This is a genomic window from Halomonas qaidamensis (assembly GCF_025917315.1).
In the GTDB taxonomy this organism is placed as follows: Bacteria; Pseudomonadota; Gammaproteobacteria; order Pseudomonadales; family Halomonadaceae; genus Vreelandella; species Vreelandella qaidamensis.
In genome coordinates this window covers 619,246-636,336 of sequence record NZ_CP080627.1, presented here as the reverse complement: position 1 = coordinate 636,336, position 17,091 = coordinate 619,246, and the positions used below count along the sequence as shown (strand labels likewise).

The 17,091-nt window shown below is 53.6% G+C and carries 16 protein-coding genes; 4 read left to right on the top strand and 12 right to left on the bottom strand.

The genetic code is table 11. From position 1 onward, the window contains the following. Nucleotides 1-5 precede the first annotated feature (5 nt). The 6 genes from K1Y77_RS03020 to K1Y77_RS02995 all read right to left on the bottom strand — a co-directional run bounded on the left by K1Y77_RS03020 (nt 6) and on the right by K1Y77_RS02995 (nt 7,031). Complete coding sequence (locus tag K1Y77_RS03020) at nt 6-719, bottom strand: SIR2 family NAD-dependent protein deacylase (RefSeq protein WP_264018824.1); 714 nt, start codon at nt 717-719, stop codon at nt 6-8. 32 nt (nt 720-751) lie between these two features. Beyond that, the gene (gene aceK, locus K1Y77_RS03015; protein WP_030074864.1) at nt 752-2,518 is read right to left on the bottom strand and encodes a bifunctional isocitrate dehydrogenase kinase/phosphatase; all 1,767 of its coding nucleotides are present in this window, start codon (nt 2,516-2,518) and stop codon (nt 752-754) included. A gap of 43 nt (nt 2,519-2,561) precedes the next feature. Beyond that, a complete protein-coding gene (locus tag K1Y77_RS03010) occupies nt 2,562-3,080 on the bottom strand; it encodes a CIA30 family protein (protein WP_264430258.1) in 519 nt (172 codons plus the stop codon). A gap of 119 nt (nt 3,081-3,199) precedes the next feature. Then, the gene (eat, locus tag K1Y77_RS03005; protein WP_264430255.1) at nt 3,200-4,633 is read right to left on the bottom strand and encodes an ethanolamine permease; all 1,434 of its coding nucleotides are present in this window, start codon (nt 4,631-4,633) and stop codon (nt 3,200-3,202) included. A 147-nt stretch (nt 4,634-4,780) separates the two neighbouring features. Beyond that, nucleotides 4,781-5,623 carry an ethanolamine ammonia-lyase subunit EutC gene (eutC, locus tag K1Y77_RS03000; protein WP_030074861.1) on the bottom strand — a complete coding sequence of 281 codons (843 nt, stop codon included), beginning with the start codon at nt 5,621-5,623 and terminating at the stop codon, nt 4,781-4,783. Further along, nucleotides 5,616-7,031, bottom strand: coding sequence for an ethanolamine ammonia-lyase subunit EutB (locus K1Y77_RS02995; protein ID WP_264430252.1), 1,416 nt, complete (start codon nt 7,029-7,031; stop codon nt 5,616-5,618). The genes eutC and K1Y77_RS02995 overlap by 8 nt, the downstream gene beginning before the upstream one ends. A gap of 200 nt (nt 7,032-7,231) precedes the next feature. Between K1Y77_RS02995 and K1Y77_RS02990 the strand changes: the two genes are divergently transcribed. The 4 genes from K1Y77_RS02990 (at nt 7,232) to zigA (ending at nt 10,591) form a co-directional block, all read left to right on the top strand. Beyond that, nucleotides 7,232-8,176: a helix-turn-helix domain-containing protein gene (locus K1Y77_RS02990; RefSeq protein ID WP_264430250.1), complete on the top strand. Its 945-nt coding sequence runs from the start codon at nt 7,232-7,234 to the stop codon at nt 8,174-8,176. Between the two features lie 51 nt (nt 8,177-8,227). Continuing rightward, nucleotides 8,228-8,842, top strand: coding sequence for a class I SAM-dependent methyltransferase (locus tag K1Y77_RS02985; RefSeq protein WP_030074858.1), 615 nt, complete (start codon nt 8,228-8,230; stop codon nt 8,840-8,842). 135 nt (nt 8,843-8,977) lie between these two features. Beyond that, the gene (locus K1Y77_RS02980) at nt 8,978-9,253 is read left to right on the top strand and encodes a TIGR03643 family protein (protein WP_030074857.1); all 276 of its coding nucleotides are present in this window, start codon (nt 8,978-8,980) and stop codon (nt 9,251-9,253) included. A 111-nt stretch (nt 9,254-9,364) separates the two neighbouring features. Beyond that, on the top strand, nt 9,365-10,591 hold the full coding sequence (zigA, locus tag K1Y77_RS02975; protein ID WP_030074856.1) for a zinc metallochaperone GTPase ZigA: 1,227 nt from the start codon (nt 9,365-9,367) through the stop codon (nt 10,589-10,591). 3 nt (nt 10,592-10,594) lie between these two features. Here zigA and K1Y77_RS02970 read toward each other — a convergent pair whose 3' ends face one another. From K1Y77_RS02970 to K1Y77_RS02945, 6 genes are all read right to left on the bottom strand, one after another. Then, nucleotides 10,595-12,616 (bottom strand): RecQ family ATP-dependent DNA helicase, encoded by a 2,022-nt coding sequence (locus K1Y77_RS02970; RefSeq protein ID WP_264430247.1) that lies wholly within the window; start codon nt 12,614-12,616, stop codon nt 10,595-10,597. Nucleotides 12,617-12,727: 111 nt separating this feature from the next. Continuing rightward, nucleotides 12,728-14,467 (bottom strand): SulP family inorganic anion transporter, encoded by a 1,740-nt coding sequence (locus tag K1Y77_RS02965; protein WP_264430246.1) that lies wholly within the window; start codon nt 14,465-14,467, stop codon nt 12,728-12,730. An 89-nt stretch (nt 14,468-14,556) separates the two neighbouring features. Then, nucleotides 14,557-14,985: a TIGR01244 family sulfur transferase gene (locus tag K1Y77_RS02960; protein ID WP_264430244.1), complete on the bottom strand. Its 429-nt coding sequence runs from the start codon at nt 14,983-14,985 to the stop codon at nt 14,557-14,559. 185 nt (nt 14,986-15,170) lie between these two features. Continuing rightward, nucleotides 15,171-15,407: a DUF1653 domain-containing protein gene (locus tag K1Y77_RS02955; protein ID WP_030074849.1), complete on the bottom strand. Its 237-nt coding sequence runs from the start codon at nt 15,405-15,407 to the stop codon at nt 15,171-15,173. Next, nucleotides 15,404-16,228, bottom strand: a complete 825-nt coding sequence (gene tcdA, locus K1Y77_RS02950; RefSeq protein ID WP_264018834.1) for a tRNA cyclic N6-threonylcarbamoyladenosine(37) synthase TcdA — start codon at nt 16,226-16,228, stop codon at nt 15,404-15,406. Before tcdA ends, K1Y77_RS02955 begins: the two co-directional genes overlap by 4 nt. A gap of 65 nt (nt 16,229-16,293) precedes the next feature. Next, complete coding sequence (locus tag K1Y77_RS02945; protein WP_264018835.1) at nt 16,294-17,067, bottom strand: pseudouridine synthase; 774 nt, start codon at nt 17,065-17,067, stop codon at nt 16,294-16,296. Between the last annotated feature and the right edge of the window lie 24 nt (nt 17,068-17,091).

The following is a 17,091-nucleotide window of genomic DNA, read 5'->3' as shown; positions in this document are numbered from 1 at the left end:
ACAGTTCAAGGCAGCATCAAATTGCCCTGTTTGCGCCATTGGTTGACCAAGGCAGGAACGCCTTCACCTGCAGTGGTGTTAATCGCTAGAACGCCCGGCGGTGTTAAGGCATCCGCGTCGGGGTCGACCAGGGCACACGGGGTATCCAAGTTAATATACGACAGCAGCGACGCCGCGGGCATTACCGCCAGGGACGTGCCCACTACCAGCAAAAAATCCGCTTGGCTAACAAGTTCACAGGCATCTTCAAACAGCGTCACCGACTCGCCAAACCAAACCACATCCGGGCGCAGCTGGCTGCCTTTGTCACAAATATCGCCCAGCGCAATGCCGCCTTTCGGCAGTGGATAGCGCAGCCGCGTATCTACCGTAGAGCGTGCCTTCAAAATCTCACCGTGCAAATGCAGCACATGACGTGACCCTGCCCGCTCATGCAGGTCATCAATATTTTGCGTGACAACACTGACGTTAAAACCATCTTTTTCAAGCGCAGCCAAAGCCTTATGGGCAGCGTTGGGCTTGGCCTTACGAATTTGTTCGCGGCGCAGGTTATAAAACTCCAGCACGCGCTGAGGATCTCGACGCCAGCCCGCTGGCGTGGCTACCTCCTCGACCGGATGATCTTCCCAGAGACCATCGCTGGCACGGAACGTTTTAATACCGCTTTCGGCGCTAATCCCTGAACCGGTAAAAACCACTAAGTGCGGTGATGCTGCCATGTTTTCCTCGCGTAAATCACTGCGTATATTCGCTAATATACCAGCTGCCCTATGGTTCCCGCGAAACGCTGCTTATTACGATATGGATAAACATCGATCACCCGCCCATCGACAATGGCCTGCTGCAGTTCTAGCCAATAGTCGGGGTCAAATAACTCTGGGTGCTGCTGGATAAAAATAGCGCGAAGCTCTGGGTTGGCAAACATAAAAGGGCCGAACTCTTCAGGGAAGATATCATTGGGGCCAACGTAAAAACTCTCTCCCCCACCCCCTTGAAAGTCATTGCCATAGGCTTTGGGCAGGTGCCTAAAGCGGCACTCCGTGAGATAGCATACTTCGTCGTAATCGTAAAAAATCACCCGGCCATGGCGAGTAACACCAAAGTTTTTTAACAGCATATCGCCAGGGAAAATATTCGCCGCTGCCATCTGTTTAATGGCGTTACCGTAGTCTTTGAGCACCATTACGCACTCATCTGCGCTGCACTGTTCAAGGTAGATGTTTAGCGGTGTCATCATGCGCTCGGTATAGCAGTGCTTGATAATCACCTTGTCATCTTTCAGCGACACCGTAGAGGGTGCCACTTCTAGCAAGTGCGCCAAGCACTCTGGGGAAAAGTGATCCTGACGCGCGATAAAATTCGAAAACTCCTGGGTATCAGCCATGCGCCCAACCCGGTCGTGGCGTTTTACCAGGCGGTATTTTTCACGTACCACCGCGTGGGTAACGTCTTTGGCCGGATCGAATTTATCTTTAATGATCTTAAACACGGTGCGAAAACTGGGCAGTACAAACACCGCCATCACCATGCCACGGACACCAGGCGCAATGACAAACTGATCTTCACGCTTGGCCACCTGCTGGTTTAGCGCACGGAAAAATTCAGTTTTGCCATGCTTAAAAAAGCCAATGGAAGCGTACAGCTCGCCTTCAGGCTTATGGGGCATCAGCTGTTTTAAGTAATGGACAAACTCGCCCGGCACCGGTACATCTACCTGGAAATAGGCACGGGTAAACGAGAAAATAATGGAGACTTCATCAGTTTCTGTTAGCACCGTATCTAAGTGCAGGCAGGGGTCGCCGCCCTGCTGCTCGCCAAACCCTTCACCATGCAAAATGGGTAACACCAGCGGCACCTGCTCACCGCCGCCCAGAATACGGCCCACCAAGTAGGCCCCTTTATTGCGATAAAAGACGCTTTTCAACAATTCTAATTGAGCGTCATCTGCCTGCAAAATGGCCGCTGGCAGTTGAGTTTCCAGCAAGCCTGCGCCTAACCTAATATCGCGCTCCAGGTCAGCAAAGGCGTTATCAAAAGGCGCTTCTTCAAGCGCCCAAGCAAGCGCTTGGGGCCAGTTACCATTAACGCAATGCCGACGACACAGCTCAATGCCCGAATGATGCGCAGCATCTTCCCGGGAGCTGTATACAAACATCCAGTCGTTGCGGATATGACGGTGGTGAAAAACTGAGCAGAACAGTGAGTTAAAAAACGTCTCGGCCAACTCGTAATCCAACCGCTGGCTAATCAGCTGTGCATAATGCTCACGCGCTTCCCGCCACGTTTCACAGTACGTTAGTGCTTCATGGGCAAACGTACGCTGCAAACGCGCCAGCGTATCGTTTACTTTCTCTTCGTAAAGATTGATCCGCGCGGCTGAAGCTTGCTGGGCCTCCCGCCAGGCTGCCTCTCGAAAACGACGGCTGGCATCAAAGGTTATCTGCTTAAAGCGAGCACGATAGCCATCAAACCCATGCAGTATAGTGGCCGCTAAGCGATACGCTGGAGAGTGCTTCATGGCGGTGTGCTCTTATTGGAAAATTACTTTGCAAAATAGGCCACTAAAGCGCTGCAATGGATGCAATGTCGAGTCGAAATGGCCCAGCGGTTCGGTCAGCAATTAAAAAACCAAGTTGATAAATACTATCAGCGGTAAGTGGCGGCGCATCGTTAAGAAGTGTGCCACGCCGCACAGCTTCAAACCTATCCCAAGTAAACGTCATCGTTTCCCATTGGCCTTGTGGCGGTGTGAACGTTACTCGATAGGCGCTGGCATCGTCTAACGCTGTACTTTTCAAACGCAATTGATAAGCACGGCCGTCGCCCCGTACGCACAGCGTAACGCCGTTACTTTTAGCAAGCGATTGCTCAAAGTGGTCTGGCTCACGGCGTATCGAGGCAAAGCCACCACCATTATCGAGTGAAAGCTCACCAATAAAACAGCCCTCCCCCGCTTCAATACGAAATGTGCTGTGAGACACGCCACCCATCACACCGTCATTCACTGCAAACCAGCGCTGCGCTTCGCGCTGTTGATCGAAATTGGGGGCGTTCGCACTGGGCACAAAGGTTAATGTCATGTTGGCTCCTGTCGTAGTGACGTTTTGCTACTTATCGCTAAAGATACTAAAAAAGCCTCTGGGCCGTTGGGCACAGAGGCTTCATCTGCCTAGTCAGCCTAGGCGATGGGCAGCAAACATTACAGCTTGGCAGCAACAGGTATCGGCTCGCTAGTATCGACCTCTTCTGGTGCAGCCGTCACCAGTGCAAACTCCTCTTCTGCGGTCTTCGCCACCAGCCTTTTCTTGCTGTAGAAGAAGTAGTACGCCGCACCGGCAATGAACAGCACAATAGTGTAATTAAACGCACGCGGGTCGAAGGCATAAACGCCCGTCAGCGCCACGAGTGCCAACACCAGCGCAATCGATGAAGTCACAATGCCGCCTGGGGTTTTATAAGGACGTGGCAAGTCGGGTTGCTGTACGCGTAGTAGAATATGGCTCAGTGCCATCAGTGCATACGAGATCGTTGCGCCGACGACCGCCATTGCTAACATCAGATCACCTTCACCGCTTAATGAGGCCAGAAAGCCAAAAACGCCCGGTACAATCAGCACGAGATAAGGCACTTTTCGCTCGCTGGTCAGCGATAGTTGCTTGGGCAGATAGCCCGCCCGCGAGAGCGCAAAGATCAACCGACTATAGCCATAAATAATAGAGAAAAAAGAAGCAATGAGTCCTGCCAAGCCCAACACATTAACCAAGGTCGCCAAGGTTGGGTTGCCCGTCGCATTCAACGCATCCACCAGCGGCACACCGCTTTGACCAATCATTTCAGCGCCCGCCGCACCTGCCAGTAACACCACAACCAATAAGGCGGTAAACAGCAGAAATAGCATCGCACCAATAATCCCTTTAGGCATATCTCGCGCGGGGTCTTTGGCCTCTTCTGCGGCTAGCGGCACACCCTCAACCGCTAAAAATAGCCACATACCAAACGGCAGCGCGGCCCAAATACCGTACCAGCCATAGGGCATAAAGGTGCTCGCACCGGCGGCATCAGTGGGCGCAATATCAAATAGGTTCGCTGAGTCGAAATTGCCAATCAGCGCCACTGCCGTTGCCAAAATCGCAAACACCGCCAGGCCGCTAATCACCATCATGACTTTTAGCGCTTCACCCACGCCTGCTAAGTGAATACCGATAAACACCGCGTAGAACAGCAGGTAAACCAACGGTCCATTAATGCCCAACAGCGCTTCAACTGCCGAGCCGATAAAAATCACAATCGCGGCTGGCGCAAGGGCATACTCAATCAACACCGCGAGTCCCGTTAGGTAGCCCCCCGTTGGCCCCATTGCTTGGCGGGCAAAGCTATAGCCTCCACCCGCGGCTGGAATCGCCGCCGACATTTCCGCCAGTGACAGCACCAGCGCAAGATACATCAGCGCCATTAGGCAGGCAGCAATGGCAAAGCCGCCCCAGCCCGCCTCGGCAATACCGAAGTTCCAGCCAGCAAAATCACCGGAAATAACATAGGAAACCCCAAGCCCTGCCAGTAATAGCCAGCCAGCGGTTCCTTTTCTAAGCTGGCGCTTGGCCAGATACGCTTGATCAACAGAAGGTTGTGTCATGGTCTTGCCCTTTTTGGTGTGGAACGCAATCGTTGTCAGCGGCGTGCTGAATCAGAGTGTTGGTTCCCTATTGTTGTTAGGAGCGTTGTTAGGAGTATTGCTATTAGGGTTGTTATTGATGGGTTGCTCGTAGCGCGTAAGCCCTCGTTAATCGGCCACCAGGAAGTTTTGAGTTGTCTCACCTGTTGTGCCTTCTAATACGTTGTCCTCGCTACGATCTTTCAGTTGAACACCAGACAGCTTCCGCTGGCGGGCCTCGGTCAATAGCAGCAGCAGTCGCCGCGCAGCCTCTTCCGGTTTCAGCCCTGCTGGGCGAACGTTTGAAATACAGTTTCGGCGGTCATCTTTTAAGCCAACTTCGGGTGCCCAGGTCATATACAGCCCGAGGCTATCGGGGGAGCTTAAGCCTGGGCGTTCGCCAATCATCACTAGCACGGCATCGGCATTAAGCAGCGCGCCGACTTCATCGCCAATCGCCACGCGGCCCTGCTCTACAAGGGTTAAGGGGGCGAGCTGCCACGCTTGCTGATCACTCTCAAAAGCGCGATACAGCGCCGTAAGAAACGGCACGCTGTTCTGCTGCACCGCCAGTGCGGAAAGTCCATCGACAATTACCACCGCCAAATCGAAGCGCTGCCCACCTTGCCCCGCTTGCTGCAGCGTCTCTCGCGAAGCGTCGTTCAGACGCCTGCCATAATCTGGACGCTGCAGATACATGGCACGATCTACGGCGTGGCTATGCACATGAATAGGCGTCTGGCTCAGGCCCAGCGCTGCGGTTAACTCGCTGGCCAGCGTGTCGCACTCGAGAGCGCAGTGAACGGCATCCTGGGCCTGGGCATGAGCCAGCTGAAACGCCAATAGTTGATGCGTGGGCAGGCTGATACCCGCACGGCCAAGCCCAATGCGCGCATCGGTAAATGCTCTTAACCGCTCCCATGGGTTCGCGATCACAATCGGCGGCGCTTCTTTCGGTTGATGATCAGACATCGCGGGCAGCCTCGTTTGGCAGGTGGCGTAGGCTATTGGCGAACGCGGCCGGTAGTTGATCGTTGAGCCGGTAGGAAGACACGTCTTGGAAGATATGCATCTTCGCCAGCCACTGCTCGAACTCCGGTGCTGCCTTCAACCCAAGCACTCGCCGTGCGTAAAGGGCATCGTGAAAGGAAGTAGTTTGGTAGTTGAGCATGATGTCGTCAGAGCCGGGGATGCCCATCACAAAATTACAGCCCGCCACGCCTAACAGCGTCAGCAGGTTGTCCATATCGTTTTGATCAGCTTCAGCGTGGTTGGTGTAGCACACGTCACAGCCCATGGGCACGCCTAACAACTTGCCACAGAAGTGATCTTCCAGCCCCGCGCGCGTAATCTCTTTGCCGTCGTACAGGTATTCAGGGCCGATAAACCCCACCACCGTATTCACCAGCAACGGGTTGAACTTACGTGCCACCGCGTAGGCGCGGGCTTCACAGGTTTGCTGATCCAAACCATGATGAGCGTCTGCGGAAAGCGAACTGCCCTGGCCAGTTTCGAAATACATCACATTGCGCCCGACCGTACCGCGGTTCAGGGTCTGAGCGGCTGCCTCAGCTTCCGCCAGCGTACTCAAATCAAAGCCAAAGCTGCGGTTGGTGGCTTCGGTACCGCCAATGGATTGAAAGACAAGATCCACCGGCGCGCCCTGCTCAATCGCTTCGAGCGTGTTGGTCACATGGGTTAGCACGCAGGATTGGGTGGGGATTTCGTACTTCTGAATGACGTCATCCATCAGGCGCATTAGCTTGATGCTCTGGGCAACGTTATCAGTAGCAGGATTGATACCAATGACCGCATCGCCACTGCCATATAACAGGCCATCCAGAATACTGGCGGCAATCCCGGTCACGTCATCAGTAGGATGGTTGGGCTGCAAACGCGTGGATAACCGTCCCGGCAAACCAATCGTATTGCGAAACGCGGTCGTCACTTGGCACTTCTTGGCAACCAGCATCAAGTCTTGATTGCGCATCAACTTGCTAACAGCCGCGGCCATTTCAGGGGTAATGCCAGGGCGAGCCGCGGCTAACACATCGCTGGTGGCATGGTCGGACAGCAGCCAATTGCGAAAATCACCCACGGTTAAATGCGTCAGCGGCGCAAACGCAGCGGCATCGTGCTCATCGATGATTAATCGAGTAATTTCATCGTGCTCATAAGGGATCAGCACCTCATTCAAAAACGTGGTCAGCGGCAGTTCTGCCAGTACCATTTGCGCCACTACCCGCTCTTCTGCTGATTCTGCAATAACACCTGCTAAGCGGTCACCGGAGCGTGGTGGCGTGGCCTTGGCCATTAATTCCGCCAGGCCATTAAAGCGATAGCGGCGGCTTCCGACAGTGGTGTGATAGGTCTGCGCCATAGGACCTTCCTTTTTTATAGTTAAACGACAACGACACCGTATACGCGTTTGGGAACAGAATTTGCTTGTTTCCACAATAGCGCTATCACTTAATGGAGAGTATCGAGTTTTGGCAAACATGCCCTACTGATAAGAAAACAAAATAAATACAATGAATTAGCGACGTGATAGCGCTTTTATTGCGTTCAAAGGAGTTGCAAGTGACCTTGACAAGCCAAGGCGTCGCACCAAAAAAGTGCATACAAGAAGCGTTTGATGCCGACGAACATGCCCAGAATTTGACCCGCTGGCAGCAGCAATACGACCAACTAAGTCCTGGTCGCTTTTATGGTCGGCTGGATGAAATTGAGCTATCCGCCATGCAGGTATTCAAAGAACATACAGGGCAAGCCCTACGCCAAGACTGCCGCGTGTGGGCTGACTCGCTATGGCTAGGCATACCCACGCGGGCGACAGGTTCACGAATCAACGGGCAGATGTTGGAAAAGCATGAAGTGATGTGCCACCCCGGCGGTCACGATTTTGAACTGGTGACGCCAGAAGCATTTGATATTTATGGACTGGTGATACGCATGCCGATCTTACAGGCTGCCGCCCATCGGCAAGGCGTGATACTCGATAATGAGTGGCAAGGGTCTCCACGCCGCCGGGTTGCACCCGACACGCTGCACGCGGTGTCGTTTTTACTTGAACGCTTACTCTCACATCAGCAGGGCACCATCGCTGAAAATGTGCATCAAGATATTTTACTAACGGGGCTACTGGAAGTACTGCAAGCCAATCCAGTAAGCCATGAACTGCCACCCAGCTACGCCCACAGAAAAGCCGTAGTTGACCGGGTCAAGTACTATGTTGATGAACACTTAGAAGGTCCAGTGACCATGGATACGCTATGCGAGCTAACCCATGTCAGCCGGCGTACGCTGCAATACAGTTTTACGTCTATCCTAGGTATTAGCCCGCTGCAGTTTTTACGTTTAACGCGGCTTAACAGAGTGCGACGCGCCCTGCGTAAGGCAGCGCCTCACCAAACGGTAACTGACATTGCCACCCACTGGGGCTTTTGGCATTTGGGACAATTCTCTCATGACTATAAGCAGCAATTTGGTGAAAGCCCTTCGCAGACGTTGAACAAGATTGACTGAGTGCGCGGCAGCCCTTTCGGGGTGGCAATCCTATGAAGAGGTAGTAACCCTATGGTGAACACCACCGCATGGAACCGCTTGCGTTACAGCCTTTACGCGCCAATCTACGACCTAGTAGCGACTAAAACGTTTTGCAAACCACGTAGAAACGCACTTGGCCAAGTGGATTGGGAACCCGGCATGCGCGTGCTATTGGTGGGAGCAGGCACCGGATTAGACCTGCCATATTTACCTCGCGAGTTGGAGATTCATTTAACCGACCTTACCCCCGCTATGGTAACGCGCGCACGTGAACGCGCCGAACACGCTCAGCGTGATGTGGAGTGTCGTGTGATGGATGCCGCAGCGCTAGACTACCCAGATGAGCACTTTGATGTGGTTGTCATGCATTTGATTTTGGCGGTGATGCCCAAACCAGAACAGGGACTAACCGAAGCCTACCGGGTACTGAAAAACGATGGTCAACTATGTGTCATGGATAAATTCCAACCCGACTCCCATGCTGCCGGACCAAGCCGGCGAGCGTTGAACGCCATCACTTCATTGATTGCGACCGACATTACCCGCCAAGCAACACCACTGTTGCAACAGGCAGGCTTTACTATTCGCCGTGATGAGCCGGTGTTAATGAATGGCCTTTTTCGCGCACTGTTAGCGATAAAGTAATTGACTCGGCCTGTTCCCTTTTTCACACATTATTGCAAAATAAATCTACAGAAACGACACTGCCGTCTAATATCAGTATAATTAAAAGCCGTATCGTTAATGCTTACTCGCCTCATCCATACTGTAAGGTGCCTAATGCCTAAAGCTGCCGTAAAGCGCTTTCGTCGCTTGCCTGAAGAGGAACAGTCCCGTGTCATTGAAATGGCCTGGGAGGACCGCACCCCGTTTGAAGCGATCGATACCCTGTTTGGCCTAGGGGAGCCGGACGTCATCGAGGTAATGCGCCACCAGCTTAAGCCAGCCTCGTTCCGGCTATGGCGCAAGCGAGTTACTGGCCGTACCACGAAACATACTGCTTTGCGATCGCCGGATGTTTTACGCGGCTATTGCCCAACCCAATATAAGCGTTAATTCACTTATCCAACGATAATAGAACACCGCCATTTTCAAAACGGATCTTTCTAGCCGCCGCCTTTATGTTATATTATCACATAACATGAAACCCGTTTAGAGGTGCTCGCAATGACCGCGTTCTCTCCCCTGCCCGTGACCGTGCTCTCGGGCTTTCTTGGTGCCGGTAAAACGACCGTACTCAACCATATTCTTGCTAACCGTGAGGGCCGTCGCGTTGCGGTGATTGTCAATGACATGAGCGAGGTCAATATTGACGGTGCCTTAGTGCGTGGCGGCCCAGGCGAGTCCACGCTGGATGGCGAGGTGGCGCTGAACCGCTCTGAAGAGCGCTTGGTAGAAATGAGCAACGGCTGCATTTGCTGCACGCTGCGTGAAGACTTGCTGGAAGAAGTTAGCCAACTGGCCAGGGAAGGTAAATTCGATTATCTGGTGATTGAGTCTACGGGTATTTCCGAGCCGCTACCGGTGGCGGAAACCTTCACTTTTGAAGATGAAAGTGGCCAAAGCCTTTCCCACGTTGCGCGACTGGATACGCTGGTCACGGTTGTTGATGGGGCTAACTTCCTAGCCCAGTATCGCGAAGCGCAAAGCCTCGCGGAAGCGGGCGAAAGCTTGGGTGAAGACGACGAACGTAATGTCGCCGACCTGCTGGTCGACCAAATCGAGTTTTGTGATGTGCTGTTGATCAGCAAAACCGATCTGATCAATAAAAAAGAGCTTGATGCGCTAAAGGCGATACTGCGCTCACTGAACCCTGATGCGGAGCTGGTGCCCATCACCCAAGGCAGCGTGCCGCTAGAAAAAGTGCTTAATACCGGCAAGTTCAACTTTGAGCGCGCCCAGCAAGCACCCGGCTGGCTAAAAGAGATGCGTGGCGAGCATGTGCCGGAAACCGAAGAGTACGGTATCGGCAGCTTTGCCTACCACGCCCGCCGCCCCTTCCACCCGCAGAAATTCCACGACCTATTGAATCAGGAGTGGTTTGGTGAGGGGCTGCTGCGCTCGAAAGGCTTTTTCTGGCTTGCCACACGGCCACGCTATGCAGGCCAATGGAGCCAAGCAGGCGGCATTGCCCACCACGGCCCGGCGGGGGTGTTCTGGAAAGCGATCCCCGAAGCTAACTGGCCGGAAGATCCTGAAACTCGCCAGTTCATCATGGAAAAGTGGCAGGAGCCGTTTGGTGATATGCGCCAAGAGCTGGTGTTTATCGGCCAGAACTTGGACCAAGCCAAGATGCGTGACGCCCTAGACGCCTGCCTGCTAAGCGAAGCTGAGCTATTACAAGGTATGGAAGCTTGGAAGCAGCTACCCGATCCTTTCCCTGTCTGGGAATAGCGATTAGCTGCCTGAGCTAGCTAAACACCGCTCTGCCCATTGCCTCACGTCAGGGTAGGCACGCTGCTCAAAGACCGCGAAGCCGTTAAGGCCCCGGGCTTTGAGTGGGATAAAGATCGGCATGGTTAAGCCACACAGAAAATGCGCCAGTCGCTGGGCACTGGGTGGCTGACCAAATATTTCGGTGTGGCGTTTAATCAGTGGCGTGGCATAACGGGCAAACTCATTTTCAGTCAGCGAGGGTAGCGGCGGCGCTGTCGGCAACTGAACCGGATTGCCATAACAAACCGAGCAGTGCCCACAGCGGCCCTGCTCGGTTTGAGGTAATGCATCGTTTGGCCCATCGAACGTAGTATCCCCAAAATACTCGGCTAACCGACGTGTTAAGCAGCTTTTTGACTCAAACAGCGCCAGCATAGAATGCAGCCGCTCAATTTCGATTTGCTCCCGCTTCAGACACTCATTAAACAACTCGCTCGCAAGCTGCTCGATCAAAAAATCTGGCTGGCAAACGTCATACACGTCGGTCATGCGTTTACCTTCCAGGGTCAGCCAGCCTTTATCCTGGAAGTACTCAAGCGCGGTAATCACGCGGGCACGAGACGCATCAATTTGCTGCGCCTGACCAGCGTGATGCAGTCGCTCAAAATCTACTGTTCCCCAGGTGCGAGCAATAGCAATATTGTCGATCAACAAACGTACAAAGGCCGCCCGCTCTCCTTCAAAACGCCCCACCAAGGTAGTAGGCTCAATGTGGTAGCGCAAACGATACTCGGCTAAGAACGCAAAGCGCGGCGCAATAATGCCGTGCATTTCTAACCGCACCAGCAGCGTTTTGAGCGGCAGCAAGCGGATATTGGTATCTCGGGAAAGCGTAGTAAGCAGCACTTCCCACTGGCGATCTGGCGCCTGACCAGCTGATGAGATTTCTTCCAGTAAGCGCAAAATCCCCGCGTATTCAGGTGTGTCGCCGTAAACGAAGTTCTCCAGCACCCGCAGCCCATCGCGTCCGGCAATTGTTAAACAGGTGGAAGGCAACCCGTCGCGCCCCGCTCGGCCAATTTCCTGGCTGTAGTTCTCAATCGATTTAGGCAGATCAACGTGCACAACGTTACGGATATTGCCTTTATCAATGCCCATGCCAAAGGCAATGGTAGCCACAATGCAGGGGGATTCGCCGCTCATGAATTGGCGCTGAATGTTGTCACGGCGGGCTGAATCTAAACCCGCGTGGTACGCCTGGGCGGCAATTCCCTGGGCTGCCAACGCACTTGCCACCTGCTCGGCAGTTTGCTGCAAAGTGACATAAATAATCGTCGGGGCTTCGTTGCCAGGCGGCATTTGTGGTTTAAGCCAATCAATCAACTGCTGCTGGCGATTTTCCATCGCGGGCGCTACCAGCAGTTCCAAATTGGGGCGGTAAAAACCGGTGGTAACGACATTTTCCGGCGCAATGGCAAACTTCTCGCGCATATCAGCGATAACGGCGGGCGTGGCCGTGGCTGTCAGTAGCAACACCTGGGGAATAGCGAAATCGCGCTGATAGTCGGGTAGCTTGAGGTAATCGGGGCGGAAGTTATGTCCCCACTCAGAAAGACAGTGTGCTTCATCAACTACCAGCAGCGATATTTGTACTTGGCGTAGAAAGTGCCGAAAACGCTCGTTCTTCAGCCGCTCCACCGACACCATGAGGATTTTTAGCTCACCGCTTTTGGCCCGCTCCATCACATCACGGGTCGTATCACGGTCTTGGGTCGAATCAATACTGGCCGCTGGAACACCATGGCGCGCCAAAAAAGCAAGTTGATCCTGCATCAGCGCCAGCAGCGGCGAGACCACCAACGTTAGGTGAGGAAGATGCAGTGCAGGCAGCTGATAACAGAGCGACTTTCCCGCGCCGGTAGCAAATATCGCCGCGCTAGAATGCCCGGCTAATACTCTGGACACCACCGCTTGTTGGCCGCCGCGAAATTCATCGAATCCAAATACTGCCTTCAGCGTTTGCTGCGGTGATAGCGAGGTCATAGCCGTTCCTTGGAAAGTCATCAATACGAAAGGGCTAAGCTAACGCGTTCACATCGTTTTCACCAATGCGTCATTTTCACCCGTTGGTCGCTTTTTCAATTAACGGCACCATTAAGTGCAGGGCTGCGGCTTTTCGTTCTGGCTGGGAAGCGCCAGCGCCTGCCAGGCATCAAAGGTGGTAAAAAACACCTGCCCCGTTAGCTCGCGGTAAAGCGCGGTGTTCGTTAATCGGTCCATCACGGGCCCTTTCACTTCAGCCAAATGCAGCGCTGCGCCCGCATCTTTTAGCCGCCCGTTAATGGCTTCTAAGCTTTCAAGAGCAGATGCATCAATCACATTCACCGCTTGGCAGGTGAGGACAATATGTTTTAACGAAGGCGAACGAGCAGCTAGCGCCATCACGGTATCTTCTAGGTAGCGAGCGTTAGCAAAGTAAAGGCTTTCATCAATGCGTAGCATGGCAACGTGCTCATCAGTTTCAACCTCATGGCGCTTCACATTACGGAAATGTTCGGTGCCCGGCACACGCCCCACCACCGCACTGTGAGGCTGACTGGTACGGTAAAGATGCAGCCCCAGCGAGAGCACCACGCCGCTGATAATGCCAACTTCTACGCTGTGTAGCAGGGTCAGCAGCAAGGTCGCCACCATCGCCACGCCGTCGCTGCGGGAGTATTGCCAAGTACGTTTTACTGCGGGCAGGTCAATCAGCGTTCCTACGGCCACAATAATCGTCGCGGCCAGCGTTGCTGTGGGTAGAAATGCCAGTAGATCAGTGAGCAACAACGTGGCAAGCACGATACCTAAAGCGGTAAATGCACCAGCCAACGGCGTTGCCGCGCCCGCTTCAAAATTGACGACCGAGCGTGAAAAGCCACCTGAAACCGGTGACCCACCACTGACCCCAGCCCCTAAATTGGCCATTCCTAAAGCAATTAGCTCTTGGTTAGGGTCGATACGCTGACGGCGCTTAGCGGCCAGCGTTTGTGCCACGGAGACTGACTCCACAAAGCCTACTAAGCTTATTAGTAACGCCGCAGGCAGCAGGCCAAACCACAACGACTGGTCTAGGCTAGGCAGCGCAATGGCGGGCAAGCCACTAGGCACAAAGCCGACCAAATCCACACCGCGCTGATCCAAATTAAGCTGCCAGGCCAGTAGCGTGGTGACAATCACTGCCGAAATCGGTGCGGCTTTAACCATTAAGCCAGCAACGCTAGCCGAGATACCCATGGCCGTCAGCCAGGTGTTCAAGCGTTTGCGACACACTAGCAGATAACCCCATACCCCCAAGCCAATCATCAATGTAATGAGGTTAACCTGCTGCCACTGACTGAACAGTGCACTCAGCAGGTCAAAAACATTATGCCCAGCAGCCTCAACGCCCAGAATATGTTTGAGCTGGCTAATGGCGATCAAAATACCCGAGGCAGTGATAAATCCTGAAATCACTGGATGGCTTAAAAAATTAACCAAGAAACCCAACCGTAGAACGCCCATGGCAATCAATATCAACCCTGAAAGCGCCGCCAACACAAGAGCAGCGCCAATGTATTCAGGGCTGCCGGGGGTAGCAAAGCTGCTTAACGCAGAGGCTGTCATTAGCGCTGCTACGGCTACCGGCCCCACTGCCAAGCTGGCACTGGTACCAAAAATGGCATAAAGCACCAGCGGTAGCATGCTTGCATAAAGCCCCATCTCTGGCGGCAACCCCGCCAGTAAGGCATAGGCCAGCGCCTGGGGCACCAGCATTAGCGTCACAATGACTGCTGCCAGCGCATCCCGTGAGAATAGCGCGCGGTTATAGCTTTTTAGCCACCCCACTAGCGGCACCCAACGCTCAATCATCATTCGGACTACTCGCTATCACAGTGAAACTAAACACGTTCGGTCACAGCTCATTTCGTCTGCGGCCATCAATAGCGACGCAATAGTGACGGTTATACGCTTTGATTTTCGAGCCCCTGGCGGTGCTCTTCCAAATCGAAACCGGCTGCTTTTGCGGCGCAAAACAGTTCCGCCAAATCGCACTTTTCAGTGTGGCGCTTGGCGTAGGCCCAAAGGTGGGTAGCGCGCTTACCCGACCGGCAAAATGCCAATATTGGCCGAGGTAACTGCTGCAACGCTTCAGCAAAAGCAGCCACATCCGCTTGGCTATACTCGCCAGGCGTTACTGGAATGTGTACCCAATGAAGCCCAATTTCTTCTGCTTTACGGCGGTACGCACTTTCACCTGGAAACTCGGTGCTTTCGCCGGGCTTGCAGTTACAGATCACCGTGTTAAAGCCCTGTGCTTTTACTTGCTCAAGCTCCTCGACTGTAAGCTGTGAGGTGATCTCGACGCCCTTTTCTAACGGCTGTGTTTGCATATTTTCTCCTCGCCCAAGCTCGTTAACATTAATTGTTATAAGAATAGCTTATTGTGGAATATAAACAATAGCGCACTAAAAAAACACCCGAGCCCTGAGCAAGAAAAGGCCCGAATGGAGCATAAAGAGTGAAGGAAAAAAGCGGGGCGAAGAGGAAAACGTAATGCTACTGAGCGCTGTCGCCACTAGGACAGACTTGGCTCACTAAACGCCTTCTCTAAAGCAAAGCGCGGCTGTGGCTGGCCGTCTTTGGTAACGCTTTCGGTGAACATCTCAAGCGGGCGCACCCACAGGCCGTAGTCGCCGTAAAGCGCACGATAAACCACTAGCGCTTCTTCACTTTCACTATGCTGAGCAGTGCCCAGCACTTCGTAAAGACTGCCTTTATAGTGACGATAAATACCAGGAATAGGCGCGGTCATTCACTTTCCTCTTGTTTAGTCGTTAATGGCATGGACTTAGCGGCTTTTTTAGCCAGTCGTTCGAGCACTTTTGAGGCAGCGACAAAACCAAATGCACCGGTGACAAAAGTGGCTGCGCCAAAGCCTGAAGCGCAGTCTAGACGGGTAGCGTCACCGTTGCCGGGTTTTTGCAGGCAAACTTCGCCGTCAGCGCTGGGATACACTAATTGCTCATCAGAATAGACGCACTCAACGGAAAAGCGCCGCTTTGGATTACGCGAAAAACCATAATCCCTGCGCAGTCGTGAACGCACTTTAGAAAGCAGAGGGTCGTGTTCAGTGCGCGTTAAATCCGCCACCTGAATACGCGTGGGGTCTGTCTGACCGCCTGCGGCTCCCGTCACGGTAATCGGCAGTTTATGCCGTTTGCACCAAGCGATTAGCGCCGCCTTAGCGATCACACTATCAATAGCGTCCACTACATGGTCGGCATCATCAGGAATACGTTCAGCGAGGTTGGTTGGCGTAACAAACGCACTATCAGCTACGACCTCTATTTCAGGGGCAATTAGGCGGCAGCGCTCGGCCAGCACCTCAACCTTGGGAGCGCCAATCGTACCGTCTAGCGCATGAAGCTGACGGTTCACATTGGATACGCAGACATCATCCAGGTCGATCAGCGTAAGCTTGCCGATTCCCGAGCGCGCCAGAGCTTCTACCGTCCAACTGCCAACGCCGCCTACGCCAACAACGACCACGTGGGCATGGCGAAATGCCTCAGCGGCACGCTGACCATACAAACGGCTAATACCGCCAAAGCGAACGTCATAATCCGAAGACATGGCAGGCTCTCTCTAATAAAAACATGATGCGCTTTCCAGCGGTGCTACATTGGCGCTATAAAGCGCTATCTTTCCTGAAGCGCGGCTGGCGTGGCAGTGGGCGGGGTACGCACGCTATCGAGCGGTAAGTGGCCACTCCATCCGAACTGCTCGAACACGCGTTTCATGGTCTCATCGAGAGCGCAGCCTAATTGAATGCGCTTTTCGATGAAGGGGTGATTAAAGGCTAAATAGGTAGCCGCCAGTAGTAAACGGGGAGCATCCAACTGATCCGCAAAAAAGCGGTTGTGAATACTTTTACCATGCTTGGCATCGCCAATAATGGGGTAACCACGCCGTGAAAGGTGGCGGCGAATCTGATGCCGCCGGCCAGTGAGGGGCTGCGCTTCCACCAACGAATAGCGTGCCACCGGATAGCGGTCTACCTGTATCGGCAGCTCAACACTGTCCAGGCGACGAATATCAGTCATCGCGGGCATAGCAGGCATCTCCGCTTTGGGCCGTGTGCCATCCTCTTCCCGAAGCGGGTAGTCCAAACGTTCGCTCTCAGGCGCTTTACCGCGCACCACCGCTAGGTAACGCTTTTCCACCTGCCGTTCGCTGAAGGCTTCACTCAATAAAGCCGCCATCTCAGATGACAAACCAAACACCATCACGCCGGAAGTGGGCCTGTCTAAGCGATGCACTGGATAAACCCGCTTGCCAATTTGGTCACGCAGGCGTTGAAGCAAAAATTCTGTTTCGCCACGCGCCAACGCCGAGCGATGCACTAAAAGCCCTGACGGCTTATGCACTGCAACGAGATACTCATCCTGATAGAGGATGTTGAGTGGCGTCATAACGCTCCCCAGTAAAAAACTAAC

Excerpts from the sequence above, each read along its gene's own strand:
- K1Y77_RS02980 (WP_030074857.1), top strand. The coding sequence starts at position 8,978 with ATGCCTAAAGCTGCCGTAAAGCGCTTTCGTCGCTTGCCTGAAGAGGAA.
- zigA (WP_030074856.1), top strand. The coding sequence starts at position 9,365 with ATGACCGCGTTCTCTCCCCTGCCCGTGACCGTGCTCTCGGGCTTTCTT.
- K1Y77_RS02965 (WP_264430246.1), bottom strand. The coding sequence starts at position 14,467 with ATGATGATTGAGCGTTGGGTGCCGCTAGTGGGGTGGCTAAAAAGCTAT.
- K1Y77_RS02945 (WP_264018835.1), bottom strand. The coding sequence starts at position 17,067 with ATGACGCCACTCAACATCCTCTATCAGGATGAGTATCTCGTTGCAGTG.
- eat (WP_264430255.1), bottom strand. The coding sequence starts at position 4,633 with ATGACACAACCTTCTGTTGATCAAGCGTATCTGGCCAAGCGCCAGCTT.
- K1Y77_RS02995 (WP_264430252.1), bottom strand. The coding sequence starts at position 7,031 with ATGGCGCAGACCTATCACACCACTGTCGGAAGCCGCCGCTATCGCTTT.
- tcdA (WP_264018834.1), bottom strand. The coding sequence starts at position 16,228 with ATGTCTTCGGATTATGACGTTCGCTTTGGCGGTATTAGCCGTTTGTAT.
- K1Y77_RS03010 (WP_264430258.1), bottom strand. The coding sequence starts at position 3,080 with ATGACATTAACCTTTGTGCCCAGTGCGAACGCCCCCAATTTCGATCAA.
- aceK (WP_030074864.1), bottom strand. The coding sequence starts at position 2,518 with ATGAAGCACTCTCCAGCGTATCGCTTAGCGGCCACTATACTGCATGGG.
- K1Y77_RS02960 (WP_264430244.1), bottom strand. The coding sequence starts at position 14,985 with ATGCAAACACAGCCGTTAGAAAAGGGCGTCGAGATCACCTCACAGCTT.
- K1Y77_RS02970 (WP_264430247.1), bottom strand. The coding sequence starts at position 12,616 with ATGACCTCGCTATCACCGCAGCAAACGCTGAAGGCAGTATTTGGATTC.
- K1Y77_RS02955 (WP_030074849.1), bottom strand. The coding sequence starts at position 15,407 with ATGACCGCGCCTATTCCTGGTATTTATCGTCACTATAAAGGCAGTCTT.
- eutC (WP_030074861.1), bottom strand. The coding sequence starts at position 5,623 with ATGTCTGATCATCAACCGAAAGAAGCGCCGCCGATTGTGATCGCGAAC.
- K1Y77_RS02985 (WP_030074858.1), top strand. The coding sequence starts at position 8,228 with ATGGTGAACACCACCGCATGGAACCGCTTGCGTTACAGCCTTTACGCG.
- K1Y77_RS03020 (WP_264018824.1), bottom strand. The coding sequence starts at position 719 with ATGGCAGCATCACCGCACTTAGTGGTTTTTACCGGTTCAGGGATTAGC.